The 10,596-nt window shown below is 69.4% G+C and carries 8 protein-coding genes; all 8 read right to left on the bottom strand.

Annotated features, from left to right (window positions below; genetic code table 11):
- Positions 1–54: 54 nt before the first annotated feature.
- Positions 55–1,320 carry an HAD family hydrolase gene (locus tag AMYAL_RS0118660; protein WP_020632826.1) on the bottom strand — a complete coding sequence of 422 codons (1,266 nt, stop codon included), beginning with the start codon at positions 1,318–1,320 and terminating at the stop codon, positions 55–57.
- Between the two features lie 42 nt (positions 1,321–1,362).
- Positions 1,363–1,971: a histidine phosphatase family protein gene (locus AMYAL_RS0118655; protein ID WP_020632825.1), complete on the bottom strand. Its 609-nt coding sequence runs from the start codon at positions 1,969–1,971 to the stop codon at positions 1,363–1,365.
- Positions 1,972–1,980: 9 nt separating this feature from the next.
- Positions 1,981–2,613, bottom strand: a complete 633-nt coding sequence (locus AMYAL_RS0118650; RefSeq protein ID WP_020632824.1) for a class F sortase — start codon at positions 2,611–2,613, stop codon at positions 1,981–1,983.
- Entirely contained in the window at positions 2,610–3,089 is a 480-nt protein-coding gene (locus AMYAL_RS0118645) for an excalibur calcium-binding domain-containing protein (protein WP_020632823.1), read from the bottom strand. The genes AMYAL_RS0118650 and AMYAL_RS0118645 overlap by 4 nt, the downstream gene beginning before the upstream one ends.
- A gap of 112 nt (positions 3,090–3,201) precedes the next feature.
- The gene (locus tag AMYAL_RS0118640) at positions 3,202–4,347 is read right to left on the bottom strand and encodes a GAF domain-containing sensor histidine kinase (RefSeq protein ID WP_020632822.1); all 1,146 of its coding nucleotides are present in this window, start codon (positions 4,345–4,347) and stop codon (positions 3,202–3,204) included.
- Positions 4,348–4,361: 14 nt separating this feature from the next.
- On the bottom strand, positions 4,362–7,613 hold the full coding sequence (gene cydD, locus AMYAL_RS0118635) for a thiol reductant ABC exporter subunit CydD (RefSeq protein WP_020632821.1): 3,252 nt from the start codon (positions 7,611–7,613) through the stop codon (positions 4,362–4,364).
- Positions 7,610–8,617 (bottom strand): cytochrome d ubiquinol oxidase subunit II, encoded by a 1,008-nt coding sequence (gene cydB / locus AMYAL_RS0118630; RefSeq protein ID WP_020632820.1) that lies wholly within the window; start codon positions 8,615–8,617, stop codon positions 7,610–7,612. The genes cydD and cydB overlap by 4 nt, the downstream gene beginning before the upstream one ends.
- Before the next feature lie 390 nt (positions 8,618–9,007).
- Complete coding sequence (locus AMYAL_RS0118625; RefSeq protein WP_020632819.1) at positions 9,008–10,519, bottom strand: cytochrome ubiquinol oxidase subunit I; 1,512 nt, start codon at positions 10,517–10,519, stop codon at positions 9,008–9,010.
- Positions 10,520–10,596: the final 77 nt, after the last annotated feature.

The raw sequence follows: 10,596 nt of genomic DNA, 5'->3' as shown, positions 1-10,596 counted from the left end.
CAAGAACGCCACGGTAGCAGCGGGGCGAGGAAGGGTCACGCATCGTGAACGCGCTCAGGGGTGGACGGTGTCCCGCTGGTCCGGGATGACCGTGCCGTCGTCGCGCAGCACCGGACCGTGGGTGCCGTCGGCGTTCTCGTACGCCGTCGTCGAGCAGGGGTAGGTGCGGTTCAGCGCAGGGAAGGGCTCGATGAACATCGGGTTCACCGCCCACTTGCCGTCCGCGTTGTCGTAGGCGCGGCACATCAGCTCGTCCTTGTTGCGGTTGAGCGTGACGCGGACTCCGGTGGCGTCGCGCAGCATCGTGACGTCGGTGGTCGCGTCGCCGCCGGCGAGCGCCTGCCGCTTGCCCGCCGGTGCCGCTTCCATCGCCTTCGCGCCGCGGATGCCGAGGATCCGCTCGTTGATGAAGCAGCGCTTGCCGTCGATGTAGGTCATGATCTCGTCGGCGCCGTCGGCGTGCCCGCCGCAGCCTTCGAGGTGCCCGTTGATCCGGCCGTTCGTGGTCTGCGAGTAGATCCCGAGCGTGCGGTTCGGCGGGATGCCGACCGCCGAACCCCAGACGTCCGCGAACTCCTTGGGCGACGCGGAGACGACCCAGGTCGAGAAGCCCGCCTTGTTCAGCGTCGAGATCAGGTCCTTGATCTCCGGGTAGTAACGGATCCACGCGACCTGGGTGCTCGAACCGACCTTCTGGGTCGCCCCGATCGGCGCGAGCAGCGCCGCGGCCCTGGCCTGCCGGGCGATCGCGCGGACCTCGTCCGGCCGGTATCCGGCGTTGATCTGCGCGACCCAGGCGTAGGCCGCCTCCATGTAGCGCCGGTTGTTCCCCGCGAAGACGTCCTTGCCCGTGGTCGTCTTCGCGTTCTTCCGCACCGAGAGGAGCTCGTCCGCGCAAATGATGTTCTTGCTGGTCGGAAGCGGTTTTCCGGCCGTGGTGGCGGTACCGCAGGCCTTGCTGAGCGCGTTCGCGCCGTCGTCGGTCATGAACCGGCTGGTGGTGCGCCAGTCCTGGTTCCGCGGCTGCAGGACCTTGTCGTGCCGGAGCATCCAGAAGACGGTCTGGTCGGAGATGTCGTTCTTGACGACCGTGTTGTCCCAGTCGAACACCGCGACCGGACGCTCGCCGTGGTTCGTGGCGCAGCGGCCGCGTTCGTCGATGACCTGCTGGATCTTCGCCGCGTTGCCGCCGTACCAGTTCTCGGCCAGCCGCAGCTGCGGGCAGCGCTGGGTGGTCGAAGCGGTGGCGGCCGAGGGCAAAGCCACCGGTACGACCGCCACGGCGGCGGCAAGGGCCACGGCTCGCAGGAACCTCGGCATGTCATCTCCCCACGTGATCGTCGGCTGTCCGGGGAGATCCTGTCATTTCCCGGCGAGCGTGACGACCTGCCGGTTGTGAAAGTAGTCGTCCTCACGAAGCACGGTGACGCTGCCGGGCGAACCGCGGAAGTCGACGTATCCCGCCGATTCGAGCGGCATCCGGATCCACGCCGCGATGACGAAGGTGAGCGCGCCGCCGTGGGTCACGACGATCTGGTGCTCGCAGCGGCTTTCCAGGATCGACTTCATCGCCGCGTACACCCTGGCGGCCATCGCACCCTTGGTTTCGGCACCGGGAACGCCCTCGTCGTGCCCCAGCCGATCACCGATGGCGGGCGGCGGGACGAACCGGGCGTCCAGCCACTCCTGGGGCTTGCCCCCGGCTTCCCCGTACGACTTCTCACGCAGCCGCCGGTCCAGGACCGGTGTCACGCCGAGCCGTTCGCCGATCACCTCCGCCGTCCGGGCGGTGCGGCGCAGGTCCGACGAGTGGATCTCGACGTCGCCCGGCACCTTCGCGCGCAGCGACTCGGCGACGGCGGCGGCCGCGCGCTCGCCGTCGGGAGTGAGTTCGGAATCGAACCACCCGCCCACCACTCGATCGACGTGATGGGTGGCCTCCGGATGCGTGACGACGTAGACGGTGCGCATCCGGCGAATCTACGTGCGGGTCAGCTTCGCGAAGGCGACGACGTTGTCGAGGTAGTTGCCGGTCGAGGAGTCGAAATCCCCGCCGCAGGTGATCAGGCGCAGTTCCGGCCCGGTCGTGTCGCCGTAGACCCTCTCCGTGGGGAAAGACGTCTTCGGATGCCGTTCGACGGCGTACACGGTGAACACCGCCGCGACCCCGTCCTCACGGTGGACGATGGCCTCGTCGCCGGTCTTGAGTTCCTTGAGCCTGCCGAAGACGCCGGGGATCTTCTTGTAGTCGACGTGCCCGGCGAGGACCGCGGGCCCGATCTCGCCGGGTGCCGGGCCGCCGGTGAACCAGCCGGTGGTGATCGCGTCGTACGGCACCTGCAGGCTGCCGTCCCCGGCCAGGCCGAGGTCGGCGATCTCGCCGGTGCGGACGCCGATCGCGGGGATCTCGAGCGTCGCCGGTGCCGCGGGCGCGAGCGGAAGGGTCTCGGGAGCCGAAGGCGCCACCGCGGTCACGGTGGAAGGCGCCGCCGGCGACGCGATCCTGCCCGCCTCCGGGGTGACGCAAGCGGTCAGCGCGGCCGCGAGCACCACCCCGATGAACGTGCCGACGACCAGCGGAACCGGCCATCGGCACCAGGAAGCCCTGGTCATCGCTCGACACGCCGCCGAAGCAGCAGGGAGGCGCCCGTGGCCGTCGCGGTCAACAGGACTGTGCCGGCCAGTGCGACCGCGCCGATTTCCAGGAGACCGCCGTTGGGTTCGTCGGGTTCCCCGCCGCCGGTCGCGACCCCGCCGACGGGTTTGACCTTGACCTGCTCGGCTCTCGCGGGTTTGCCGAACCGGGATTCGCAGGCGTATCCGTCGTGGTCACCGTCGAGCTTGTACGGATCACGCGGGTTCTTCTTGAGTTCGGCCTGCGCGGCCGCCTGCGAGGGGAAATCGGCACAGTCCTTGTCCGGGAATTGCGACAGCCGTGTTTCACAAGCGATTCCGTCGAACTGGAAGCCCTCACAGTCCTGGTCGGCGACAGCGGGCAACTCCAGCGCGAATGCGACGGAAACCGGGCCGAAAACAGAGAAACCGGCGAGTATCGCGGCCGTGCCTATGGCGCGACGAACCGAGGACATGCGGAGTCCTTTCACTGGGAATTTCCCTTAGAATCGCGCCCCGGCCGCCACTGTTACGGATTAATCCGTAATCCGTGACAGTCACTCGAATGACCGCAAAGGACCGTTAATTTCACACGGTTTGATCGAGGGGAACGTCGAAGGCGACCAAGGTCCCCAGGCTCGGCGACGAATTGATCGAAAAGCGCCCGCCGGACGTCGTAGCGCGTTCGGCCAGATGACGGAGACCGCGTTTGGCGACCCCCTGCGGAACCCCGGATCCGTTGTCCCGCACGCGAAGTTTGACACCTTCCACGTCGCGGCTGAGCGTCACGCGGGTCTCGCTCGCCCCGGAGTGCCTGACCACATTGGACAGTGCTTCGCGGAGCGCGGCCCGGATGTGGTCCGCCTGTTCGGCGGGGATGTCGGCGAGTTCTCCCGACAGTTCGAGGGTCGGCGGGTAGCCGAGCAGCTCACCCGCGATACGCACCTCGCCCCGCGCGGACTCGGCGAGGTCGGTGGCGATGACCGTCTCGTTCGCCGGTTCCGGGCTGCGCAGGGCGCGTACGGTGCCGCGGATCTCTTCGATGGTCTGGTCGAGCTGGTCGATCGCCTCGGACAGCCGCACGCCGTCGGCCTGCGCGAACCTCTTCCGCATGTTCTTGCGGACGCGGTCGAGCTGCATCCCGGCGCCGTAGAGCCGCTGCACGATGACGTCGTGCAGCTCACGCGCGATGCGTTCGCGCTCTTGGTAAAGGGTCACGCGGTGCCGGGCGTTGGCGCCTTCCGCCAGCGCGAGCACCACGCCCGCCTGCGCCGCGAAGGCCGTGAGCACCTCGACCGTGCTGGCGGAGAACGGATCCCCGCCGTGACGCCGGTACACGGTGAGCGCGCCGAGGACGCGCCCGCCCGCACCGAACGCCGATGCCGCGAAAGGCCCGAAGCCCTGGAGCTCCGGCGGGACGAACCGCGCCGTGCGGGGATCGACGGTGAAATCCTCGCTGACCACGGGTTCGCCGCCGCGGGCGACCTGTCCGGCGGCGGAATCGGCGGAAAAGGCCAGTCCTCGAAGTCCCGTTATGTCGGCCCCGTGCGCGGCTTCGGCGACCACCTGGCCATCGTCCGCGCGCACCATGACGAGACCGAGGTCGGCCTCGGCCAGTTCGACGGCGCGGGCGACCACGGTCTCCAGCACGTCACCAGGGTCGTCACCCGACAGGGCGGTGCCGGTGATCTCGGTGGCGGCGGACAGTGCGCGCGCGGCAAGCGTGGGATCCATGAGCGCTATCGACATTAGTCCGCTCCGGCCAGTACGCGCGTTGTGACGCGGCCCTCTCGTACCTCCAGGATCACGTCGGCCCCGTCGGCTTCGGCCGCGCTGTGCGTGACGTGGACGACGGTTTTCCCGGTGAGTGCCTCGCCGAGCCGTTCACGGACGGTCCTCGCCGTGGGCTCGTCGAGATGCGCTGTCGGTTCGTCGAGCAGGACGAGATCGGCTCGCGCGGCGCCGAGCACGGCCCGCGCGAGCGCGACCCGCTGCGCCTGCCCGCCCGACAGCCCGGCGCCCGCGCTGTCCAGCATCGTGGTGAGCTCGACGTCCTCGAGAACGGCCTGGTACAAGGCTTTCCGCAGGTCCGCCTCGGACGCCGTCGGCTTGGCGAGGCGCAGGTTTTCGGCGACGGTGGTCGAGACGAGCATCGGTTCCTGCGGTGCCCAGGCGACGTTCTCGGGAGCGGCGACTTCGCCTCTGCTCGGCTTGAGGAAGCCGAGCAGGGCCGCGACGAGCGTCGACTTCCCGGCGCCGCTCGGGCCGACGACGGCGACGTGCGTGCCGGGCGCGATGTCGAGGTCGACACCGGTGAGGACCGGGTGTTCCGTGCCGGGCCAGCCGAGGTCCGCGTTCCGGATCCGCACCCCGCCGCCGCTGTGGACGGTCCGTTCCTTGCGGAATCTGCCAGGAACGGACCGTTCATCGCACGCGGCGAGGCGCAGCCGGGCCTGGCGCAGGGTGTCCCAGTGCTGCGCGGCCGGCGGAAGAAGGGAGAGGACCTCCGCCAGCGCAAGCGGCACCAGGGCGACCACCGGCGCAAGCACCGGGTCCAGCGCGCCGGCGGCGACGGCGCTCACGGCGAACCCGGTGCTCACGACGGTGGCAGCCCCTGTCGCCAGGATGATCAGGGCGTCAGCCGCTCCGGCGCCGAAAGCCTGTCGCCGTGCTTCGGCGGTCAGCGCGGCATCGGTGGTGGCGATTCGACGACGCCGGACTTTGTCGGTCCCGTACGCGATCAGTTCGGCGGCGGCTTCGAACAGGCTCAGCACCTGCGCCGACACCGAACGCCGTCCGGCGGCCAGCGCGCTGGTCGCGCGGCGTTCTGCCCGAAGCGCGAGCAGCGGCGCGAACGCGCTCACCAGCACGGCCGCGGCCAGCGCGAGCCCGGCTTCGGGCAGCACGGCGGCCTGGACCGCGACGGCACCGGCGGCCACCAGCGCGACCACGATCAGCGGCGTGATCACCCTGGGCAGCAGATCGCGCACCGTGTCGGTGTCGCCGACCAGCCGCCGCTGTTCCTCGCCCGCCCGAAGCGCCCGCGCCGGCCCGAGCCGTACGAGCGACTCCCACAGCCGGACCCGCAGGCTCCCGGCGATCCGGAACGCGGCGTCGTGCGTGACCAGCCGTTCGAGGTAGCGCAGCCCCGCGCGGCCGAGGCCGAACGTCCGCACGCCGACGATCATCACCGTCAGGGTCAGGATCGGCGGCTGTTGCGACGCCTTGGCGATCAGCCAGCCCGAGAGCGCGGTCAGCGCGACCCCGGCGAGCAAGGCGGCGGCGCCGAGCAGCGCCCCGCCGAAGAACCGGGGCTGCAGCAGGTCGCGCCAGGGCACCGGCCTCGTCTCCGCCCGCTCCTCGGTCGTGACGGCTTCCTTTGCGATACCGGTCGATATGTCGACACCTGAGGTGCGTTCGTGGGCGGCGATGATCGCGGCGGCGCCGTTGTCGACGGCCCTGGAAACGGCGGCCATGACGAGTCCGGCGTTGGCCTCGTCGAGATGGGCGGTGGGCTCGTCGAGCAGGAGCAGCCAGGCGCCCGACCGGACCCGCACGAGTGCCCGCGCCACCGCGACGCGCTGACGTTGTCCCTGTGACAGCTTCGAAACCGGCCGGTCGGCCAGTCCGTCGAGGCCGAGTTCGCCGAGGATGTCTTCGGCGCCGACCTCGTCGCGGACCGTGCCCCCGCCGAACACCGGCGACTGCGGCACCCAGGCGACGTTCTCGCGCCAGCGGTCGAGATCGGCGCCGTCGAGGCTGGTGCCGTCGACGGTGATCGTCCCGTCGACGGCCTGCACGAAGCCGAGCAGTACGGCCAGCGTCGTCGACTTGCCGCCGCCGCTGGGCGCCCGCAGCCAGGTGATCTCGCCGGGCCGGGCGCTGAACGTCTCGCCGTCGGGCGCGAAGCCGCCGCGTCGGACGACGCGGAGCCCGCCGACGTGGATCTCGCCCTTGCCCAATGTCTCGGAACCGTTGGGCGGCAAGGGTTCCGCGAGTACGTCCGCGACCCGGCGCACGGCTTCGACGCCGTCTTCGCTGGCGTGGAACGCGGCACCGACCGCGCGCAGCGGCTGGTAGCACTCCGGGACGAGGATCAGGACGCCGAGCCCGATGGCCAGCGGCAGTTCTCCGGAGACCAGGCGGACGCCGATGACGACCGCGACCAGCGCGACCGAAAGCGTCGCGATCAGTTCGAGCGCGAACGCCGACGCGAACGCGACCTTCAGGGTTTTGAGCGTCGCGCGGCGATGGCGTTCGGAGATCTTCCGCACCGTCTCGGCCTGCGCCTCGGCGCGTCGGAACGCGCTGAGGATCGGCAGCGCGCGGACGAGTTCCAGCAGATGTCCCGACAGCCGTTGTTCGGCGTCGGCGGCTTCGGCGACCCGCTCGGCGGTGTGCTTGCCGATCAGGATGGCGAACAGCGGTATCAACGGCACGGTGATCACGACGAGCGCGGCCGACGGCCAGTCGGCGAACAGGATCGCGGCGCCGGCGGCGAGTGGCACGATCGCGGCGGTCACCAGCGCCGGGAGGTACTGGGTGAAGTAGGCGTCGAGCGCGTCGAGTCCCTTGGTGGTCAACGAGGTCAGCTCGCCGTGACCGCGGCGCGCGATCCATTCCGGGCCGAGTTTCAGTGCGTGGTCGAGGGCTTTGGCACGCAGTTCTTCCTTCGCGCGGGCGGCGGCGCGGGCGGAGACGATCCGCACCGCCCAGCCGGTCAACGCGCGCCCTGCGACGAGCGCGAGCAGCACGGCCAGCTGGGCGGTGCGGTCCCCCATGGTTCCGCGGACGACCGCGGAGAGGACGTCGGCCAGCAGGAACGCCTGGCCCACCAGCAGTACGGCGTTGCAGAAGGACAAGATCGCGCTGAGGATCAACGCCCGGCGCGCCGCACTCGAAAGTGGAGCCAGCGCGCCGAGCGGACCCTTCCCCGGTCGCGCTGGGTCCATTGTGGACTCCGTGGCGGAAAGGGTGTCGCGGCCGGGAAGTTCGGTCATGGTGCGTGCACCGGTGGGATGTGCCGGGTGCCGATACGCTTGCGGAACACCCAGTACGTCCAGCCCTGGTAGATCAGGACGGCGGGTGCGCCGAAGAGCGCGACCCAGGTCATCACCGTCAACGTGTACGGGCTCGACGCCTCACCGGCGATGGTGAGCGTGTTCGCCGGGTCCACTGTGGACGGTAGGACGTTCGGGTACAGGGCCACGAAGATCGCGACCGCGGCGGCTCCGATGACCCCGCCGAGCGCGGCGAACGCCTGCCCTTCCCTGCCCACGCGGATGCGGAACCAGGCGAGGACCGCGGCGATGACGGCGATGCCGATGAGGAGCAGTGTCCACAGGTCACCCGAGCGCAGTTGCACGACGATGAGGAACGCGAGCAACGGCAGCAGGGCGACCGGGAGCAGGCGTGTGGCCAGCTTCCGCGCGCGGTGGCGGAGGTCGCCCTCGGTCTTGAGGGCGAGGAACGCGGCGCCGTGGACCAGCGAGAACCCGACGACCGCGATCGCGCCGAGCAGCGTTTCGAAGCTCAGGGCGGCGAACGGGCCGCCGACCCGGTTGCCGTCGGCGTCGAGCGGGAGGCCGAGGACGGTGGTCGCGAGGAGCAGGCCGACGCCGAACGGCGGGATCCACGAGCCGATCCCGATGACGCGGTCCCAGTTGCGGCGCCAGCGGTCGGAGTCGACCTTGCCGCGGTACTCGAACGCGACGCCGCGGCCGATGAGCGCGAGCAGGACGACCAGGAGCGGGAGGTACGCGGCCGAGAACAGCGACGCGTACCAGCCGGGGAACGCGGCGAACATCGCGCCGCCGGCGACGATCAGCCAGACCTCGTTGCCGTCCCAGACCGGGCCGATCGTGTTGACCATGACGCGGCGCTCGGTGTTGTCCTTCGCGAGGACGGGCATGAGCATGCCGACGCCGAAGTCGAAGCCTTCGAGGAAGAGGTAGCCGAGCCAGAAGAGGGCGATGACGCAGAACCAGATCGTTTCGAGGGTCATCGGGTGTTCCCTTTCCTGGCTTCCCGTGGCTGCGTGGGCTTGGGCTGCGTGGGCCTCAGGCCTTCGCCTCGTGCGATGCGGTGAAGGGTCCCTCCGGCCTGCCCTGCCCCCTGCTCACGCTTGTGCCCGGCCGCCTGCCCGCTCCGGACGTTGCGAAAGCCACTTTCGCAACGTTCAAGGTTGCGAAAGTGGCTTTCGCAACCCGCCGCTACCACGCCTGCCCGCCCGAACCGGCCCCTCAAGCCTCCGTAGCCCTGAGTTATCCACAACCGCTCAAGTTGTCCACAGATTGGCTGTGGGTAACCCGCCTGAGCGATACCCCCGATACGCTGGGTGTGGGGCCGCCCCCAGGGAAGGGCGGGGGGCTGGGCAGGTGAGGTCAAGAGGCGATCAGTAGGCGAAGGCCAGCGCGTCGTCATCGCTGTCACCGCCTTCGGAGTCGTCGTTCTTGCTGGTCGAGGCTGGTTTCTTGGGTGGCATGACGGCGTCGACACCGCCGCGCACGTACTTGCGCATCAGGAAGACTTCGACAACGCCGAGCGCCGCGTAGACGGTCGTCAGAGCGATCAGCGACGTCCACACCTCGCCTGTGGACAACTTCGAGACCGCTTGCGCGGTGAACATCCACACGCCGTCGACACCGGTCGGGTTCGGCACCACCACGAACGGCTGACGCCCCATCTCGGTGAAGATCCAGCCGGCGCTGTTCCCGATGAACGGCGTCGCGATCCCGCCGAGCACGAGCCACGGGAACCACCGCTGCCCCGGTATCCGCCCGCGCCGGGTCAGCCACAGCGCGAGCAGCCCGATCCCGGCCGAAATCGCGCCGAACCCGATCATCGCGCGGAAACCCCAGTAGGTCACCGGCAGGTTGGGCACGTAGTCGATCGGCTTCCCCGCGAGCGAACCGAGCTGCGGGTCGTCCGGGTAGTTCGTGCCGTATTTCGCCTGGTACTCGGTCACCAGGTTCTCGACGCCCTTGACCTCGGTCGTGAAGTCGTTGTGCGCCAAGAAGGAGAGCAACGCGGGCACGTTGAAGGTCTTGACGTCCTCGCAGTTCGAGCCGCTGACGTCGCCGATCGCGATGATCGAGAAGCTCGCCGGTTTCTCCGTGTGGCACAGCGCTTCGGCCGAAGCCATCTTCATCGGCTGCTGCTCGAACATAAGCTTGCCCTGCATGTCACCGGTGATCGCCAGCACCGCGAACGCCACCACCCCGGTCCAGCCGCCGAGACGCAACGACGAACGCCACACCGCGCGGTGCTCGTCGTCCTCCGAACGCTTGCGCCACAACTGCCAGCCCGCGACACCGACCAGGAACGCCGCCGCCACCGAAAAGGCGCCCGCGAGCGTATGCGGGATCGCGGCCAGCGCGGTGTTGTTCGTCAGCACCGCCCAGATCGAGTTCATCGTCGGCTTCCCGTCGACGAATTCGACCCCGACCGGATGCTGCATCCACGAGTTCGCCGCCAGGATGAAGTACGCGGACGCCACGGTCGCCAGCGAGTACGCCCAAGCGCACGCCAGGTGGACCTTCTTCGGCAGCTTGTCCCAGCCGAAGATCCACAGCCCCAGGAAGGTCGACTCGACGAAGAACGCGACGAGCCCTTCCATCGCCAGCGGCGCGCCGAACACGTCACCGACGAACCGTGAATACGCGCTCCAGTTCATCCCGAACTGGAACTCCTGCACGATCCCGGTGACGACGCCCATCGCGAAGTTGACCAGCAGGAGTTTCCCCCAGAACTTGGTCATCTTCAGGTAGCGCACGTCACCCGTGCGGACCCAGGCCGTCTGCATCCCGGCGACCAGGACCGAAAGCCCGATGGTCAGCGGGACCATCAGGAAGTGATAGACGGTGGTTATGCCGAACTGCCACCTAGCGAGATCGAGAACCTCCACGCCCCAAGCCTGCTCAACCCGAGGTGGACCCGCCAGTTCAAGTGGTCCTGATCTCGACAGGACGTAGGTCCCACGCC

This window comes from Amycolatopsis alba DSM 44262 (assembly GCF_000384215.1).
In the GTDB taxonomy this organism is placed as follows: domain Bacteria; phylum Actinomycetota; class Actinomycetes; order Mycobacteriales; family Pseudonocardiaceae; genus Amycolatopsis; species Amycolatopsis alba.
Note: the sequence above shows the minus strand (reverse complement) of the source record. Positions and strands in the feature narration are given on the sequence as shown.

Bases quoted from the DNA above. Each gene is read 5' to 3' on its own strand.
- AMYAL_RS0118660 (WP_020632826.1), bottom strand. From the start codon at position 1,320: ATGCCGAGGTTCCTGCGAGCCGTGGCCCTTGCCGCCGCCGTGGCGGTC.
- AMYAL_RS0118655 (WP_020632825.1), bottom strand. From the start codon at position 1,971: ATGCGCACCGTCTACGTCGTCACGCATCCGGAGGCCACCCATCACGTC.
- AMYAL_RS0118650 (WP_020632824.1), bottom strand. From the start codon at position 2,613: ATGACCAGGGCTTCCTGGTGCCGATGGCCGGTTCCGCTGGTCGTCGGC.
- AMYAL_RS0118645 (WP_020632823.1), bottom strand. From the start codon at position 3,089: ATGTCCTCGGTTCGTCGCGCCATAGGCACGGCCGCGATACTCGCCGGT.
- AMYAL_RS0118640 (WP_020632822.1), bottom strand. From the start codon at position 4,347: ATGGATCCCACGCTTGCCGCGCGCGCACTGTCCGCCGCCACCGAGATC.
- cydD (WP_020632821.1), bottom strand. From the start codon at position 7,613: ATGACCGAACTTCCCGGCCGCGACACCCTTTCCGCCACGGAGTCCACA.
- cydB (WP_020632820.1), bottom strand. From the start codon at position 8,617: ATGACCCTCGAAACGATCTGGTTCTGCGTCATCGCCCTCTTCTGGCTC.